The organism is Acidobacteriota bacterium, from assembly GCA_016716435.1.
Lineage (GTDB): Bacteria > Acidobacteriota > Blastocatellia > Pyrinomonadales > Pyrinomonadaceae > OLB17.
In genome coordinates, this window is record JADJWI010000003.1 from 906951 (window position 1) to 922341 (window position 15391).

Annotated in this window: 19 protein-coding genes; 12 read left to right on the forward strand and 7 right to left on the reverse strand. The window is 53.8% G+C overall.

Features of this window, described 5'->3' with window-relative positions; translation table 11 throughout:
• Nucleotides 1-6: 6 nt before the first annotated feature.
• From IPM21_07580 to IPM21_07595, 4 genes are read left to right on the forward strand one after another with little or no spacing between them, the layout of a single operon-like run.
• Nucleotides 7-894: a hypothetical protein gene (locus IPM21_07580; GenBank protein ID MBK9163757.1), complete on the forward strand. Its 888-nt coding sequence runs from the start codon at nt 7-9 to the stop codon at nt 892-894.
• A 45-nt stretch (nt 895-939) separates the two neighbouring features.
• Nucleotides 940-1551, forward strand: a complete 612-nt coding sequence (locus IPM21_07585) for an ASCH domain-containing protein (protein MBK9163758.1) — start codon at nt 940-942, stop codon at nt 1549-1551.
• A gap of 10 nt (nt 1552-1561) precedes the next feature.
• Nucleotides 1562-2017, forward strand: coding sequence for a transposase (locus IPM21_07590; protein ID MBK9163759.1), 456 nt, complete (start codon nt 1562-1564; stop codon nt 2015-2017).
• A 46-nt stretch (nt 2018-2063) separates the two neighbouring features.
• Entirely contained in the window at nt 2064-3515 is a 1452-nt protein-coding gene (locus IPM21_07595) for an SDR family oxidoreductase (protein ID MBK9163760.1), read from the forward strand.
• A gap of 5 nt (nt 3516-3520) precedes the next feature.
• On the opposite strand, the gene IPM21_07600 is transcribed toward IPM21_07595, so the two are convergent.
• From IPM21_07600 to IPM21_07615, 4 genes are all read right to left on the reverse strand, one after another.
• Complete coding sequence (locus IPM21_07600; protein ID MBK9163761.1) at nt 3521-4684, reverse strand: DUF1343 domain-containing protein; 1164 nt, start codon at nt 4682-4684, stop codon at nt 3521-3523.
• A 114-nt stretch (nt 4685-4798) separates the two neighbouring features.
• Nucleotides 4799-5374: a hypothetical protein gene (locus IPM21_07605; protein ID MBK9163762.1), complete on the reverse strand. Its 576-nt coding sequence runs from the start codon at nt 5372-5374 to the stop codon at nt 4799-4801.
• A gap of 145 nt (nt 5375-5519) precedes the next feature.
• Complete coding sequence (locus IPM21_07610; GenBank protein MBK9163763.1) at nt 5520-6212, reverse strand: hypothetical protein; 693 nt, start codon at nt 6210-6212, stop codon at nt 5520-5522.
• Between the two features lie 87 nt (nt 6213-6299).
• Nucleotides 6300-6632, reverse strand: coding sequence for a YegP family protein (locus IPM21_07615; protein ID MBK9163764.1), 333 nt, complete (start codon nt 6630-6632; stop codon nt 6300-6302).
• A 281-nt stretch (nt 6633-6913) separates the two neighbouring features.
• Here IPM21_07615 and IPM21_07620 point away from each other — a divergent pair, with 281 nt between their 5' ends.
• The 4 genes from IPM21_07620 to IPM21_07635 all read left to right on the forward strand — a co-directional run bounded on the left by IPM21_07620 (nt 6914) and on the right by IPM21_07635 (nt 9842).
• Entirely contained in the window at nt 6914-7954 is a 1041-nt protein-coding gene (locus IPM21_07620) for a hypothetical protein (GenBank protein ID MBK9163765.1), read from the forward strand.
• Nucleotides 7955-8175: 221 nt separating this feature from the next.
• Nucleotides 8176-8577 (forward strand): transcriptional repressor, encoded by a 402-nt coding sequence (locus tag IPM21_07625; protein MBK9163766.1) that lies wholly within the window; start codon nt 8176-8178, stop codon nt 8575-8577.
• Between the two features lie 120 nt (nt 8578-8697).
• Nucleotides 8698-9282, forward strand: a complete 585-nt coding sequence (locus IPM21_07630; GenBank protein MBK9163767.1) for a peroxiredoxin — start codon at nt 8698-8700, stop codon at nt 9280-9282.
• A gap of 80 nt (nt 9283-9362) precedes the next feature.
• Nucleotides 9363-9842 carry a TlpA family protein disulfide reductase gene (locus IPM21_07635; GenBank protein ID MBK9163768.1) on the forward strand — a complete coding sequence of 160 codons (480 nt, stop codon included), beginning with the start codon at nt 9363-9365 and terminating at the stop codon, nt 9840-9842.
• 76 nt (nt 9843-9918) lie between these two features.
• Here IPM21_07635 and IPM21_07640 read toward each other — a convergent pair whose 3' ends face one another.
• A complete protein-coding gene (locus IPM21_07640; protein ID MBK9163769.1) occupies nt 9919-10440 on the reverse strand; it encodes a DUF4112 domain-containing protein in 522 nt (173 codons plus the stop codon).
• 158 nt (nt 10441-10598) lie between these two features.
• Here IPM21_07640 and dapF point away from each other — a divergent pair, with 158 nt between their 5' ends.
• Entirely contained in the window at nt 10599-11456 is an 858-nt protein-coding gene (dapF, locus tag IPM21_07645) for a diaminopimelate epimerase (GenBank protein MBK9163770.1), read from the forward strand.
• 157 nt (nt 11457-11613) lie between these two features.
• Here the strand turns inward: dapF and IPM21_07650 are convergent, their stop codons facing one another.
• Together IPM21_07650 and IPM21_07655 are read right to left on the reverse strand one after the other, a co-directional pair.
• Nucleotides 11614-12138: a hypothetical protein gene (locus IPM21_07650; protein MBK9163771.1), complete on the reverse strand. Its 525-nt coding sequence runs from the start codon at nt 12136-12138 to the stop codon at nt 11614-11616.
• A 40-nt stretch (nt 12139-12178) separates the two neighbouring features.
• Nucleotides 12179-13054 (reverse strand): DNA/RNA non-specific endonuclease, encoded by an 876-nt coding sequence (locus IPM21_07655; GenBank protein MBK9163772.1) that lies wholly within the window; start codon nt 13052-13054, stop codon nt 12179-12181.
• A gap of 81 nt (nt 13055-13135) precedes the next feature.
• Here IPM21_07655 and rlmN point away from each other — a divergent pair, with 81 nt between their 5' ends.
• The 3 genes from rlmN to IPM21_07670 are packed head-to-tail and all read left to right on the forward strand — an operon-like array spanning nt 13136 to nt 15293.
• Nucleotides 13136-14221: a 23S rRNA (adenine(2503)-C(2))-methyltransferase RlmN gene (rlmN, locus tag IPM21_07660; GenBank protein ID MBK9163773.1), complete on the forward strand. Its 1086-nt coding sequence runs from the start codon at nt 13136-13138 to the stop codon at nt 14219-14221.
• A gap of 34 nt (nt 14222-14255) precedes the next feature.
• Nucleotides 14256-14774: a hypothetical protein gene (locus IPM21_07665; GenBank protein ID MBK9163774.1), complete on the forward strand. Its 519-nt coding sequence runs from the start codon at nt 14256-14258 to the stop codon at nt 14772-14774.
• Between the two features lie 39 nt (nt 14775-14813).
• Nucleotides 14814-15293 (forward strand): protein-disulfide reductase DsbD N-terminal domain-containing protein, encoded by a 480-nt coding sequence (locus IPM21_07670; GenBank protein MBK9163775.1) that lies wholly within the window; start codon nt 14814-14816, stop codon nt 15291-15293.
• Nucleotides 15294-15391: the final 98 nt, after the last annotated feature.

Consider the following 15391-nt stretch of genomic DNA (forward strand, 5'->3'; position numbering starts at 1 on the left):
GGAAGTATGAAATTGAGCTTAGTGTTGTGGATCCTTTTTGCAGTTGTTGGGGGCACAGCTCAAGTGCAACTGGAATCTCAGGACCTAGCAAATCTCGTAAAGGTGAGCGAAATATACTCGGCCGACGTAAACCTACGCAGCGAGGGACTCGAGAGTTCACTTAAACCTTATCGGTCACCAAAGCTGAATCAGTTGATTGATACTCTTGTCGTATTGGCTAAAGGTGAAGGAGGAATTCTCGCTGATCGCTACCTGAAGCGGCCGAGTGACGATGACCTCTATCTTTGGTATGTCATAAGAGAGATTCACTACAATCGCACACACGAATCGAAGAAGCCTCGTGCCGGGGATGAAGTCGCCAAAGAGACCCTCGCAAAAAAGATCGATACTCGATGGCTACTCGATAACTACTATTACCGCATCCGTGGCGGTATCGCGTCTCACTTTAATGATGCCGACCTTAGCAAACTCGACTTGAAGATCGATGAGCTTGGCTTCAACGACAAGACCGAAAGAGCGATCTTCTATCTTAATTTCATGGAAGCAATCGGCGGCGGGAGATTTATGGTGTTGCTTGCTACTAAGAACTTCCAACGAATACTCGATTTTACAAAGCGCTTTCCAAAATTTAACGGCAAGGAGTATTACACTTTCAACAATTTCGACTTCGATGATTTTGAGTGGATTGGATATGAAAAAGTCGAATCCTACAATTCACGACACCTAGAGAGGTTATACGTTACGTTGATTGCTCATCATCGGGCGGAGACATCGGCAGGAAGCAAAACGATTGCCGAAAAAATTCGAAAGGAGTCAATCCTAAGCGAGCCGAAGTATTTTGAATACAGCAGCGTTCCCGATATTTTGCGTTCGATCAATGATTCCCCAAATTAGATACCTAACGTCAGGAAACGGGCGCAAGACTATATACCCCGGAGCATGTTGATCAAGAGTGCAATTTTGGAACGCGTTAAGGCGGGTGAGGTCTCGCTGATATTTCGCCGCTGGAAGAAGGTAGGCGTTAAGGCGGGCGGGACTCAGATGACGCAGCGTGGCGTGCTCGGCATCGACGCGGTTGAAGTCGTGAAGGAGAGCAAGATCACGACGGCCGATGCGAAAGCCGCGGGATTCGACTCGCGAAAAGATTTGCTCGACTCGATGCCGCCGGCGAGCGACGACACCGACATTTATCGCATTGGCGTCCACTGGGTCGGCGAGGATCCGCGAAAGGCTCTGCGTGCCGATGCTGATCTCTCCAAAACCGGACTCGACGAGATCATCTCCAAACTCAAGATACTCGACGCAGGCAGCAAACGCGGCCCGTGGACGAGAGACTATCTGCAGATGATCCACGATCAACCCAACACCCACGCCGCCATCCTCGCCGAACAGATCGGCCTCACCATCCCGACCTTCAAACCCTGGGTCCGCAAACTAAAAGCCCTCGGCCTGACCGAATCTCTCCGCCCCGGCTACCGCCTCTCGCCGCGAGGCGAAAAGGTGCTGGAAGCTTTGACACAGAGGCGTGAAAAAAACGAAGGAGCGGAGTGACCGAACAGTTATGCTAAAGGACCGGCTGTCGCTCTTGTTCCACATCATATTTTCGACAAAGAATCAGGAACATCTTATCGATGAGAAGGTAGCGCCATTGCTTTATTCGTGTATCGAAGGGGTTCTGTGGGAACCGTACTATTCGCCTGCCTTGATAACGGGAGGCGGAAGCGATCATGTCCACATTTTTCTCGGGCTTTCGCGCATTGTTACTCCGGACTTGCTGATTTGCGGGGTAAAAGAACGAAGCGCAATCTTTATGCGATCGCTAGGCGAGAAGTACGCCGGTTTCGAATGGCAAGAAGGATACGCTGCTTTCACTATCAGTAGGTGGGAAACGGACGACCTAAAAGCGTATATCGCTAATCAACGTGCGTTTCATAAGACAACTTCATTTCAAGACGAGTACCGTTCGATTCTGACGGAGAACAGCATCGAATACGACGAGAACGCATTGTGGGACTGATGCGAAGCCCGCCCTCTTGAACGGGTCTGGTAGTAAACTAAAGATGATGAAAGTTCTACTGACCGGAGCCAATGGCTATATCGGCAAGCGGCTTCTGCCTCTTTTGATCGAGCGGGGGTGCGAGGTCGTCTGCGCGGTGCGCGATAAAAGCCGATTTCCCCGAGACGGATTCTATGCCGATCCGAATGTTTCTGTGATCGAGATCGACTTCCTCAAAAACGCTTCAGCCCAAAAGGACCTGAAGGATATTGATGCGGCTTACTACTTGATCCATTCGATGAGTGACGACAACTCTTCCGGTTTCGAAAAGCTCGAGAGCACTGCCGCGCTTAATTTTGTTGAGCTCTTAAGCGATACCCCTGCAAAACAGATAATCTATCTCGGCGGGATCACAAACGAAGAAGCACTTTCGACCCACCTGGCCTCGAGAAAAAAGGTCGATGAAGTGCTTCGTACGGGCCCGGTTCCGGTCACCTCCTTAAAAGCCGGAATTATTGTTGGCTCGGGCAGTTCATCATTTGAGATCATCCGCGACCTTGTAGAAAAGCTGCCGATAATGATCGCTCCCAGATGGCTGGAGACGCGGACGCAGCCGATCGCGATCCGCAACGTCCTCGAGTATCTGACAGGGGTGCTTCTTCGCGAAGACACATACGATGCGTCTTACGATATCGGCGGCCCGACCGTAATGACGTACAAGGAAATGATCCTGCAGTTTGCCGAAGTGCGCGGCCTGAAGCGTCATGTCTTTACAGTGCCGGTGATGACGCCGAAACTCTCGTCGTATTGGCTTTACTTCGTTACGAGCACCTCGTACCGGCTTGCCGTAAATTTGGTCGACAGCATGAAGGTGGAGGTCATTGCAAAGCCGAACGACCTTGGTGAGAAACTTGGCATTCACCTTTTGACCTACAAAGAGGCTGTGAGGTTGGCATTCCAAAAGATCGGACAAAACAGCGTCGCTTCAAGCTGGAAAGACTCGCTCGTTTCGAGTTTCGGGAACAATTCGCTGCGTGAGCATTTGGAGGTGCCGGTGAACGGATGCCTGATGGACGAGCGTTTGGTGCCGATCACAACGGATGTCGACCTGGTGGTTGATAATATCTGGGCGATCGGCGGCGGCCGCGGCTGGTACTACGCGAATTGGCTATGGGCGATCAGAGGACTGATGGACAAGATGGTCGGCGGCGTCGGGCTGCGACGCGGGCGGACAAATGCCACGATCATCAATAACGGCGACACACTCGATTTCTGGCGCGTCTTACTGGCTGATCGGGAAAACAAACGCTTGCTGCTTTATGCCGAAATGAAGCTGCCCGGTGAAGCCTGGCTGGAATTTATGGTCATGCGAAAAGACGGGCGTGACTATCTGAAACAGACTGCAACCTTTCGGCCAAAAGGCCTGCTCGGCCGGCTCTACTGGTACTCGGTCCTGCCGTTCCACTACTTCGTCTTTCGCCGCATGGCTGAAAATATTGTCGGGTACCACGCGAAGTAAATCCCTCAATAAAGCAGAAATGGCTTTCGGGCTTCGTCGAAAGCCTTCAGGTCGGCGGCCCAGGAGGCTTCGATGTCCTTAAGCGAAGCGCCGGATTCGATCGCCTTGCGGATCTTGTCCGTGCCGGATACTACGTCGAAGGGGTTCTTGTCGAATTCGTATTCGTAGGCGTTTTGCCGCCACTCAAAATGGCCGGGGTACATTTCGTAGGCGGTTTTGACCATGGCGATGCCGGTGATGACGGGTTTGATGGCAGAGCGGTCGGTGATGTGGATCTGCACGCCGCCGCAGGTCTGGCCCGCAAATTCGCAAAAGGTCGGCTGAAAGTATGCCTCGCGAAAGGCAACGCCGGGCAGGTCAAATTTGCGAAGCTCGGCGGCCCAGGCGTAGGCGTCAATGAACGGCGCGCCATTCAGGAAAAAGGGCAGCGTCGTTCCGCGGCCTTCGGAAAGCTCGGTGCCCTCAAGGTGGACGGTCGCCGGAAAGACGACGCAGGTATCCACGTCCGGAATATTCGGCGAGGGCAGCACCCAGGGCAGCCCGGTCTCGTCGCCCCACATCTCGCGCCGCCAGCCCTGCATATTTACCACTACAAGATCGCAGCCGATCCCAAAGTAGTCGTTAAACATCTGAGCAAGCTCGCCGATCGTCATCCCGTGCCGCGTCGGCAATGCATATTGCCCGACGAACGAAGTGAACGCGTCTTCGGTGACGTTGCCGTCGATGTTGTTGCCATTGATCGGGTTCGGGCGGTCGCAGACGACGACGCGCTTGCCAAACTTTTTCGCCGCACGCATGCAGTTCGCCATCGTATAAACGAACGTATAAATGCGGCAGCCGACATCCTGCAGATCGACGACGATCGTATCCACATCGGCTAGCATCGCCTCGGTCGGTTCGCGCGTTTCGCTGTAGAGCGAATAGACCATGATGCCGGTCCGCGCGTCGGGCATGTGCGGCGTCTCGATCATGTTGTACTGCACATCGCCGCGGATGCCGTGCTGCGGCCCGAAAAGCGTCGTCAGGTTGATCGCCGGATGCTCATAAAAAACATCCGCCGCGTGGCGAAGGTCAGGCAAAACCGTCGCCTGATTACAGACCAGCCCGACCCGCTGCCCGGCCAACAATCCGATCTCTTCATCAAGCAGCCGCTCAATGCCAATCTTCACTCTTTTGCTCATTATTCGAAATACTGACTTACACCTACACGGTTGAGAGGCGTGCCGCCACAGTAAATTCAATGATTATCGCCCAAACTGTGATATCTCAATGCTTTTGCAGATCTAATTCTGCATGTTTTTGCTAATAAACGGCGTCGTTAAGCCGTAAACATTGACGATGGATTCCGACTCGAGAAGGAAAATTTTCCATTTAGAATCGACCCGGGTTAACAGAAAGTCCGTCTTTCGCAAGTATGAATCAAATTTGCGAGAGCGTAATTCAACGCGTACTCTGGCTTCATCAAAATGCGTCCAACTCGTAAGAATTCGTTCGATGTACACCTGATTGTCTCTCATAGAGTCTACCTGATGATCGATCAACCTAATCGGGTTGCCTTCAGGGATTTCCAACCTAGGGCTGTGTTTACAATCGATCTCGGTAGTACGCAAGTTACTGACCGATTCTCCTTTCATCCGTGAGTAAAGTTCTACTTCCAGCTGTTTCGCAAGATAATATCCTTCGGGAACCCAAGTCGTTAGTTCAGCTAGTTGTACCCGATCGCCATTCTCAACTGCCTTAACATAGAGTTGAACGACCTCACTAGGACTTGAGGTCGCCTCACTCTCATTTTGTCGAAGGTCGCTATCTCCGGTCGAAAACAACGCGAACAAAACTATTCCTATAACGGCCAATTTCATACCTACACCTCTCAATTTTGACGGGTCAGGAATTATGATTTGCTCAAATGGGTCGCGATTTGCTCACCAGTGGACGCTCCTCCCCCTGCCTCCTCTTTCGCAATCTTCGCTGGGGTTAAAGTTACGCCACGATTCGACCGTAATTCTACTTTAATTTGAGCATCAACTGCTTGTACTCGAACGTATCGCGGTCGATATTTAGTTCGGACAACAGCCCCAACGCCTTATCTCTATCTAGCTGCCCATATACATCAAAGGCACTGTGGAAAATGCTTTTGAAGATGGTTTCGTGGTTACCCGAGTCAGCTAAAAGATCATTATAGACGGGCTCTTTCAATTCATACGGAACCGGGCCGGCGTGTTCAAGCAATTTCGATAAACTCGTCTTCGTTGCATTCTTTGTAAGACCATTCCATGTTTCGGCGACAGTCTCCGGGTCTTCGAAGAAATCAACCCACAGAACATATCCGACTGGATCCGCATAATGATCCTCTGCTCCCAAATATTCCATGAACTTTTTCCAGACGAGTTGTTTCTGACCTTCATCGATCGCTCCATCGCTTCTGATCAATTGGTAAAACGGAACTAGAAAATGGTAATAATCCGGGAAGAGAACAAATAGCTTGAACCCGAGTTCTATCTTCTGACTCGTTGGCGATGACGAACCCCAAACTGTCTCAGACATTTTATAAAACAGATCCCATGTTTCCTCCGAAAGCTCCTTAGAAACATTCATCTTTCCGCAACCGACCGCGTGCTCCTTGGCCTCGCTACTCAGCCGGGCTTGGTCGTCGTCGGCCAGATCGAACTCGGCAAAAATGTCTTCGACGTTTTTCATGCCTCTCTATTATAGAACCGAAATGAAAAAGCCCCGCGGGGCGAGGCGTTGATTCTGGATTACAAGTCCGACGGTCGTGTTTCTGACTCATTTCGCGTCGGCGACGGATGCGTCGGGGGCGTTCTTTTTAACGGAGGCGATGCCGCCTTCCATGCCGCGTTTGGTCTTGTACATCTCGCTTTTGCCGAGCGGTTCGCCGTTCGCGGCCTTCAGCACAAAATACGGCGAGCCGTCCTTGGCGGTCTTGCGTTCAAAGCGGCCGTCGTTGGCCGCATTCTTGCGGACCGAGGCGATGCCGCCCTCGCACGCCTTTCGCGTTTCGTACTTCTCGCTGGTCAAAATGACCTGGCTGTTTGCGGCCTTCAGATTAAAGTGAAACTTTCCGTTCTTACCTGTCTTGATCTCAAATTTTCCCGGCATTCGATCTGCTCCTTATGTCTTGGTTTGGATTACGAAGATGGGTACTGCTGTCGCCGCATGCGGCTTGGCGAGAAGAATATCATAAGCCAAACTCATCGGACAACGAATCCGAATATTCTCACGGGCGGGCGGCGTAGCCGCGGAAGTAATTTGGGCGTCGGACGGAAAGGCGGAGCCATTCCGCTCATCGGCGGGCAAAGCCCGAAGACGCCCACTAAGGCATCCGCTTCTATAAAAAAATTCTTCCTGACTGAGCCGCTTTCGTTGTATTATTCTGGATTATGTTTAGGCTCCCGATCGTCATTGCGTTTGTGCTCGGTCTGGCTGCATCCGTATCCCCACAGAACACGCTCGAAGGTGCTGGTTTCGTAGCCGGACAGAAATGTCCGACCTTGACGGTCGTTGGTCCGGCAGGCGTGGTGCGGCCAGGCGAGGTGGCGATCTTCACAGTCAACCCGCCATTAGAAAATTACGATCAATATAAATTTGTATGGACCGTGTCCCGCGGCACTTTAGAAAGCGGCCAAGGGAAACCGTGGATATACGTCCGAACAAGCGAAAAGGACAACGGGACAGTTCTGAAAGCAGAAGTGAAGATAACAGGACCGTCTGCTGAATGCGTCAGAACCTTAACAAAAGACGCCGAGATTCAGGGCGGCGGCCATCCCATAAAGTTTGACGAGTTTGGAGATCTTGACCTTGCTGCTTGCCCGACTTTGTCGGTCACCGGGCCGGCAGGAATTGTTGAGCCCGGCAAAAATGTGCGCTTCCATTTTTCGGCCGAACCCGAAATACCTTCGAGAGACCTTAGTTTCGAGTGGACGGTCTCCGGAGGAAAGATAGTTGGCCGAAATGATAGAGACATTTTGGAAGTACGGCCGGAGCGATATTTCAACACAGACACGACCGCGACGGTAACTGTCAGAGGGTTGCCCGAAGGCTGTCCATTTACCGCATCTGATCTCTTTCACGTGAGCTGCGACCCTTGCCTCGTCATCAGTTCCGACGTCTCATTCTGGACTCAGTACTTTGATCTGGAGTGGGAAGAAGAAAAGGCCCGGCTTGATGCCGCCGTCACCGATGGGCTCAAGCGTTTTCCGGGCCGGACAGTTTATATTGAAACAACATTTGATCACAAACTATCGCAGGCGCAAATGGAAGAGCGAACGCGGCGAATCAAGGGTCACCTATTGAATAGACTTTCGGCCAACCGCTCATTTGTCCGAACGCTTCGCGGGAACCGGACATTCACCAACATTTATCTTGTGCCCGGCGATGCACCGGTCTTGGATCCTGGCTATAAAGAATACTGCCTACAGTAAAGGTACTTGCAACGCGGGACCGACAGGCGGCGTAGCCGCAGGCATATTTGGGGCGGCGGACGGAAAGGCGGAGCCATTCCGCACATCGGTGGGCATAGCCCAAAGATGGGGTCAGCGGGCGGACGGGTTTTGGGGTGGTCGTGGCTTGACATATGTTAGAATTAGAATTATTCTAACTGTGGCTCGGCGATTTGGGTTTTAGTATGCCGGGCGAAAGTTTAATGGAAGTAAAAGCAATAGAAGAATTAGGGTTAACGCGGCAGCGCAAGGTCGTGCTGAGCGTGATCCTTGATGCCGATGAGCATATGACGGCAAATGATGTGTTTGCGGCGGCTAAGGATAAGCTTCCGACCATTTCGTTCGCGACCGTTTATAACAGCCTTCGCTTCCTGAAAGAAGCCGGGCACATCGCCGAGGTACAGTTTGGGAACGGTGCAAGCCGGTACGACCGGACGACGCACCGCCATGACCACGCCATCTGCACCGAGTGCGGGCGGCTGGTCGATATAGAGTTGAGCTATCCGGACGATCTGATGAAAAAGGCGGCTCGCCTTTCGCATTTCAAACCGGAATCGCTCGAATTTACGCTTCGGGGCCGCTGCCCCGAGTGTGCAGGTAAGTAGCCACAGAGAACATAGAGCAAGGCAAAATAATTCGATGAAATTTATCGGACGTGCATGCTCGCGGTTCTCGGTGGCCACATTTTTTCGATCATAGATACATTCATAGGAGATAACGTAATAATGTCAGCAGTAGCACCAGCACTTTCACCGCTTCCGGCGGTCGATTTCGCCAAGGTCGGCAAGCCGGCCCCGGATTTCAATCTGCCTTCAACCAAGAACATGGAAACGCTTGCCGAAAACGTCAAGCTTTCCGATTACAAGGGCAAGTGGCTCGTCCTCTTATTCTACCCGCTCGATTTCACCTTCGTTTGCCCGACCGAGCTGATCCATTTCTCGGATCGTCTGGAAGATTTCCAGGGCATCGGAGCAGAGGTCATCGGAATTTCGACCGACTCGGTCCATTCGCATCGTGCGTGGCTCAAGACCCCGCAGGATAAGAACGGCATCGAGGGCGTCAACTACCCGCTCGCGTCGGACGTAGGCGGCAAGCTTGCGGCGAAGTACAACATCCTTGTTGAAGAGGCGAACATCGCTCTTCGGGGGCTGTTTATCATCAACCCGGAAGGCGTTTTGCAGTATTCGGTCATCCACGACCTGAATATCGGACGCTCGGTCGATGAAACGCTTCGCGTTCTGCAGGGCCTCCAGACCGGCGGACTCTGCGCCGCAGATTGGACACCCGGACAAGAGAACCTGAAAGCATAGAAAATTTGGCCACAGAGGGCACAGAGTTTTAAATGATTCTCTGTGCTCTCTGTGGCTAGACTATTTTGGAGACAAAGAAAATGCCAATGCGAATTGGAGATGCGATGCCTCAGCTTGATGGCGCGACCACTTGGTTCAACGGCTCGCTCGAAGACACAGTTGAAGATACAAAGGGCAAGCCCGCGCTTGTTCACTTTTGGGCAGTCTCGTGCGGAATCTGCAAAGACAAGATGCCGCAACTTAACGAGATGAAAAAGAAATACGGCGAGCTCGGCCTGCAGACCATTGCCGTCCACATGCCGCGGTATGAGGCCGACACCGATCTCGACACGGTCAATCAGGCCATCGTCGAAAACAAGATCGATGAGGTCTGTGCCGTCGACAGCCTGCACAAGCTGAGAGAGTCCTTTCAGAACGAACAAGGCTGGGTACCGGTTTACTATCTCTTCGATGCAGAAGGGAAGCTAAAAACGCGAGCCGCCGGCGAGTTCGGCGTCACGGTCCTGCAGTCCGCACTAGACAAGATGTTCCCCGCGACGGTAGAGGCCGCCGGAGCCTAATAATAGACCGCAGATCGACACAAATAGACGCAGATTCAAAAAATCTGGGTTCATTTGCGTTCATCTGCGGTCAACTTCAGATATTCCCCGTGAAAAGCTCCCAGAGAATCCCGTAGATAATATACAAACTCACAAAGATCGAGCCGAGCAGGAGCAGGACGAGCAGGCCGATGATGACGAATACGAAAATGTAGTCCGCCTTGGTCCCTTGATCCTTGCCGGTCGCTCGTTCGCGGATCAGGTCCATGTTCCTCTTATTCGATTTCCAAAAGAAATCGAAAGCATCGCCCAGGAAGGGTATTGACCCGACGAGGTAGTCCAACGCGATATTGAATGCCATCCGAAGCAGCGTGATCTTCGGCACGCCGTACCGCACACCCGCGATCAAAATATAGAACGAAGCGAACGACGTGATCGTATCGCCAACATTCGGTACCAACCCGATAAGCGAGTCCAGCCCAAATCGCCATGTCGTCCCGGGAATTCGAAAGAGTCCGTCGAGATAATGGGATAAATTATCCAGGCCCTCTTCAATTTCTATCTCCCTCCGCTTCTCCTTTGGAAGGTCGAGGCGTGTTCGCGGTGCAGGGTGGTCCATAGCTCCATTTTTAGCACATTTACCAAAAATTGCGCCCGGCGAAAGAAAAATGTCGGAAAATATGCAAAAATACCGCAAAAGTATTTGAAAGCTAGCGTCAAAAAAAGAGGGGTCTGTTCTGACCGTTCGTTTCCCGCAAAAAGACGAACAATTTTGCTATGTCCACGATAACTTTCTGCAAGTTTCATGGCTTCGGGAACGACTACATAGTCATTGAAAAAGCCCAGTTGCCGGCGGGAACCGACCCCGCCGAGCTAGGAAAAGCGATCTGCGACCGCCACCGTGGAGCCGGTGCGGACGGCATCGCGATAGTAGAAAAGCTTGACGGCGAAACGGCCGATTATTCTTGCGAGATCGTTAACCCCGATGGGAGCATCGCCGGGTTTTCCGGCAACGGCACCCGTTGCGCGGTCTCGTATCTTTATCACAAAGGCCTTTGGCCGTATCCGGAGCTTCGGCTTGAGACGCGTAGCGGCGTTAAGCGATTCATGCTCGTCCAGCGGGAGAACGACCACGAGTTTTGGTTCGAGGCCGAGATTGGCGAGCCGAAGTTCACAAGCCGCGAGGTGCCGTTCCACTCCGAGGAGCCGATGAGTTCGGTTCGGGACGTGCCGGTGCACCTTTCGGACGGGTTCTTTCTGGTCTCATGCGTGAATGTTGGTAATCCAGTAGCGTGCTCGTTCGTCGAAGATTTCAACTTCGATTGGCGTAAGTTCGGTGCGGAAATGGAGGCGCATCCGCTTTTCCCTGAACGGGCGAACATCGTCTTCGTCAAGGTGCTCGACCGCGAGAATATCGAGATCCGCATCTGGGAGCGCGGGGCTCATGAGACGTCGGCCTCGGGTACGTGCGCAAGCGCAGCAGCAGTGCTCAGCGCGTTTTCGGATAGAACCGAGCGGACGGTTTCCGTCATCAGCCCCGGCGGCACGACCGAGGTGCACTGGCGAGACGACGGCGAAATGCTGCTAACAGGCAAGGCCGAGTTCGTTTATTGCGGAACCTGGCCGGTCAAATAGATTATTTTAGCCGCGATCCGGCCCCGCACGGGTTCGGGCTCGAGGCCTCAACGGCGGCAAGGCGTTCATCGCTTTGCCGCCTCTTTCATTTTAATTTCGGGCGTTGAATAGCCGGCCCGAGAAGGCACCGGTGTAAGGCACGGCCAAGCGTAACCGGTTAGTTCAGGTATTTTTTCGGGATCGGGTTTTCCGGGGTTTCGGCTTCCCAGAAGATTGTCATCACCCACCACCGCTTGCCGTCAAAGAGGAGCTGAAAGCTATTAATGCCGCGCATGAAGGGTTCCTTGTCCGTCTTGCTGCGGAATGCGGCGTAGGTCGAAAAGACCTGGACAATATTGCCGTAGCGGTCCACCTTCCGGCCGATCTCGCGTTCGTGGAAACCCTGCTTGGCAAAGACGGGTGAGACCCGTTCGATGTAGCCATCGGGCGTGAACACGGTTGCCCCGGTTACGCCGGTTTGCGGATTTTTGCCGGTCGGGATGAGCCTTGCGTCCTTGTGAAAGAGCGAGCGGAAGCGGTCCCAATCGCGTTCGACGCCGGCATCGCCGGAGATGACGTCATAAACCGCCTTCATTATCGAATCGATCGACTCGACATCGGCGGGCTTTGCTTCTTTGCCCTGAGCAAACATAGAGGTACTGAGAATGAAGATCGTGCTAAGAATGAAAAATGAACGTTTCATTCCCATTCTTACGAAGGGTCGTTCCGAAAGTTTCAGGGGTTCAGGGGTTCTTTACATCGAGCCGTTCCTCAAGATGGGTCTCGAGCTCAACGGGTAAATCGTCAAAGAAGCCGAGGCCGGTCCGCTGCTCGATCTCCCGAATGGTGGTTCGGTAGGTCTCCCATCGAACTTCTTCGATCCCATCGATATTTGGCATATCGACGGCGATGACCTGCATTCGGCGGTCGCGGTCGGCGATACTCTTGCCGCTTGGCAGAGCGACGATGATCTTCCAGCAGTTTGTCGGGGCCGTTACTCTTCCCTTGATCCGCTCCTTCTCGCCGTAGCAGCCGGCGATCTGTTGAACGGTGCCGAGCCGCCTCGCAAGCGCCCGGGCGTGCCGCTCGAGCTTCTCCCACGGGCCCTGATTGAGATCTGCCGTCTGCGGGACGATGTTGGTCATCATGAAAGTCTCTTCGTTGAGCTGCGTGTTGGCAAAGCGGTCCGCACTCGGGACGAGATGGCCGCGGTTGTAGCCGCTGCCTGAATAATCGTAGTAACCGATGCGGCGAAAGCCATCGGGCAGCCGCGGGTCGGGCCTGAAGTCTGGACGCGGGATCGACTTGCCGAGGTCGCTGCGGGTCGTTTGCCAGGCGACCCAGTTGGCCGTTCCGCGGGTGTTGTTATAAGAAAGAACCGAGCCTTCGCCGACGATCAGGAAGTTATCGCGATCGCGTTCGTCAGCAGTGGCGTTTGATGGATTTCCGAATGCGGCGTGTGGGCCTGGCGGCAAGGCCGTATCTGCCAAAGCGGTCTGCGGCGGCGTCTCAGCCGGGCCTTGGGTCACGCTTTTCAACCGCTCGCAGCCCGCAGTCGCAACGGCCAGCAGGGCGATCAGAAATATGGCGGGTTTTCCGAAACGAGCGAGAGGCGGCATCGTTTTCAAGTTTACCAAACGCGGCGTGCGAGTTCGCCCCGGCGATGCGAACACGTTTGCAAATGCGATAGAATCAACGGTGTGGAAACGCGCCCGCATCTTGTCGGACTTGGCCGCGATGAACTCACTGAGCTTTTTGCCGGGCTCGGCGAGCCGCGTTACCGTGCAGATCAGGTCTTCCGCGGGCTCTACGAACGCCGTCTACGTTCTTTTGACGAAATGACCGACCTGCCCAAGGCTCTTCGGGAGCGGCTTGCGGCAGAGACAGACGTTTCCGTGCTTGAGGTCGAATCGAAGTTCGTATCGGTAGACGGTACCCGGCGTTACCTTATGCGGACCCGCGATGGCTATCCGGTCGAGACCGTCTTTATCCCGACCGAGAGCCGCGACACGATCTGCTTCTCGTCGCAATCGGGCTGCCCGCTCAAGTGCGATTTCTGCCTTACAGCAAAGCTCGGACTGCTCAGGAATCTGACCGCCGGTGAGATCATCGAGCAGATCATCATCGTCCTCAATGACGTTTACGGCATCGGCGGCGAAACACCTCATGGGACCAATCTGGTGGCGATGGGCGAGGGCGAGCCGTTTTTGAATTTTGAGGAGCTGATAAAGGCGCTCGAGATAATAGCAGACGAAAAGGGGCTGCACATAGTCTCAGGCCGCGTCACGGTCTCGACCGCCGGCATTGTGCCCAAGATCCACGAATTTGCAAAGCTCGAACGCCGGCCGAATCTTGCGATCTCGCTCTCGGCGGCAAGCGATACGCTCCGCGACCGGCTGATGCCGATCAACCGAAAATGGCCGATCGAGGACCTGATGGCGGCGGCTCGCGAATTCGAGAAAACGCTGAAACGCGGCGAAAGATTTACGTTCGAATATGTTCTGCTCGGTGGTGTGAATGATGCTGACCGGCAGGCCGAGGAGCTCGCCGACCTGATCGAACGGCACGGCCTGCGGAAGGTGAAAATAAACTTGATCCCGCACAACCCGGCCGAGCAGCTCGACTATCGGCCGTCCGAGCCGGAGCAGGTCCGGCGATTCAAGGAGATACTCGAATGGCGGGGCATTTCGGCATATGTGCGAACCCCGCGGGGCCGCGACATCTATGCCGCCTGTGGCCAGCTTGCGGCCAAGCACGAGCCGAATCTTGTGCAGATCGGGGCCTGAGGGAATTTTTGTTGGCGTTTTTCGGATAAGAGAAATGGAGATACTGATCGTCGGTTCAATACTCGTCGCCCTGATGGTTTGGGCCTCGACCAAAATAAAGCGCGATGCCGCGGCGGCCTACGATGAGGAATTGATCGAGGGCGAAGGATTTACTTTGACCAAGCCCGCGGGCTTTATTCACATGCTGAACGACGACTCAGGCGTCACTTTTCGGGCAAACAGCAGGGACTTTGGCACCGGTGACGCGACAGAGAAGTATCAGGCGACGATAGCGGTCGAACGCCACGAAGGGAGAGAGCTTGATGCCCTCGCCGCTGAGATAAAAGAATCCGCGACGGAGGTTTTGAGCGATGAGAAGTTTATTGCCTTGGAGCGGAGGAACGTTCGGCTTGAACTTTCGGCGATCGAAGATGACATTCAGCTTCGGCGTTTTGTTCGCCTGGCCGAATCAGATGGAGCGATATTCGAGCTTCGTGCGGATGTTCTCGAAGAGATTAGTACGGAGCACGAAAAAGCGATCGAAAACCTGATCAGCGGTTTTGACGTAAAATAGAAACATCCCGCCGCGGGTGGGTGACATCATAGAAAACTTATGCTGAAAACGAAATTTATTGGAACTGCTCTCGCAATTATATTTACCGCTTTCGCGGCCGCTGCCGTCAATGCCCAAACGGTCAACGTCGGCGGCTCGATCGGCAATGGGACCGTTGCCCGCGGCGGCTCTGCCCGCGGGGTGGTCGTGCTGAATATTCCGGGCGGGCTGCATGTTAACTCAAGCCGCCCCAACAGCGAATATGCGATTCCGACGACGGTTCGGCTGACAGCGACAGGTGGCCGCGTGACCGCTCCGGTCTATCCGCGCGGCAAGAACAAGAGTTTTCAATTCTCTAACGGCGGGACCATCAACATTTACGAAGGCCGCGTTTCGATCCCCTTTACGGTTCGCGTTCCGGCGAATTTTCGCGGAAATACGGTGACCGTCCGGGCCGCGGTCCGCTATCAGGCATGCACAGACGACGTCTGCTACCCGCCGCGAACGCAGAATATTACGCTAACGGCTCGCGTCCGCTGATCATCAGAGCTTCTAGATTAGGACTTTGTCTTAGTGGACTTTGTGCATCCGATCTTTGCGGACTTTGTGTTTAGAAATATTTAAACACAAAGGCCGCA

What these genes read in the sequence shown, in the direction of transcription:
- IPM21_07580 (MBK9163757.1), top strand. Translation starts at nt 7, where the DNA reads ATGAAATTGAGCTTAGTGTTGTGGATCCTTTTTGCAGTTGTTGGGGGC.
- IPM21_07585 (MBK9163758.1), top strand. Translation starts at nt 940, where the DNA reads ATGTTGATCAAGAGTGCAATTTTGGAACGCGTTAAGGCGGGTGAGGTC.
- IPM21_07590 (MBK9163759.1), top strand. Translation starts at nt 1,562, where the DNA reads ATGCTAAAGGACCGGCTGTCGCTCTTGTTCCACATCATATTTTCGACA.
- IPM21_07595 (MBK9163760.1), top strand. Translation starts at nt 2,064, where the DNA reads ATGAAAGTTCTACTGACCGGAGCCAATGGCTATATCGGCAAGCGGCTT.
- IPM21_07605 (MBK9163762.1), bottom strand. Translation starts at nt 5,374, where the DNA reads ATGAAATTGGCCGTTATAGGAATAGTTTTGTTCGCGTTGTTTTCGACC.
- IPM21_07610 (MBK9163763.1), bottom strand. Translation starts at nt 6,212, where the DNA reads ATGAAAAACGTCGAAGACATTTTTGCCGAGTTCGATCTGGCCGACGAC.
- IPM21_07615 (MBK9163764.1), bottom strand. Translation starts at nt 6,632, where the DNA reads ATGCCGGGAAAATTTGAGATCAAGACAGGTAAGAACGGAAAGTTTCAC.
- IPM21_07620 (MBK9163765.1), top strand. Translation starts at nt 6,914, where the DNA reads ATGTTTAGGCTCCCGATCGTCATTGCGTTTGTGCTCGGTCTGGCTGCA.
- IPM21_07625 (MBK9163766.1), top strand. Translation starts at nt 8,176, where the DNA reads ATGGAAGTAAAAGCAATAGAAGAATTAGGGTTAACGCGGCAGCGCAAG.
- IPM21_07630 (MBK9163767.1), top strand. Translation starts at nt 8,698, where the DNA reads ATGTCAGCAGTAGCACCAGCACTTTCACCGCTTCCGGCGGTCGATTTC.
- IPM21_07635 (MBK9163768.1), top strand. Translation starts at nt 9,363, where the DNA reads ATGCCAATGCGAATTGGAGATGCGATGCCTCAGCTTGATGGCGCGACC.
- IPM21_07640 (MBK9163769.1), bottom strand. Translation starts at nt 10,440, where the DNA reads ATGGACCACCCTGCACCGCGAACACGCCTCGACCTTCCAAAGGAGAAG.
- dapF (MBK9163770.1), top strand. Translation starts at nt 10,599, where the DNA reads ATGTCCACGATAACTTTCTGCAAGTTTCATGGCTTCGGGAACGACTAC.
- IPM21_07650 (MBK9163771.1), bottom strand. Translation starts at nt 12,138, where the DNA reads ATGAAACGTTCATTTTTCATTCTTAGCACGATCTTCATTCTCAGTACC.
- IPM21_07655 (MBK9163772.1), bottom strand. Translation starts at nt 13,054, where the DNA reads ATGCCGCCTCTCGCTCGTTTCGGAAAACCCGCCATATTTCTGATCGCC.
- IPM21_07665 (MBK9163774.1), top strand. Translation starts at nt 14,256, where the DNA reads ATGGAGATACTGATCGTCGGTTCAATACTCGTCGCCCTGATGGTTTGG.
- IPM21_07670 (MBK9163775.1), top strand. Translation starts at nt 14,814, where the DNA reads ATGCTGAAAACGAAATTTATTGGAACTGCTCTCGCAATTATATTTACC.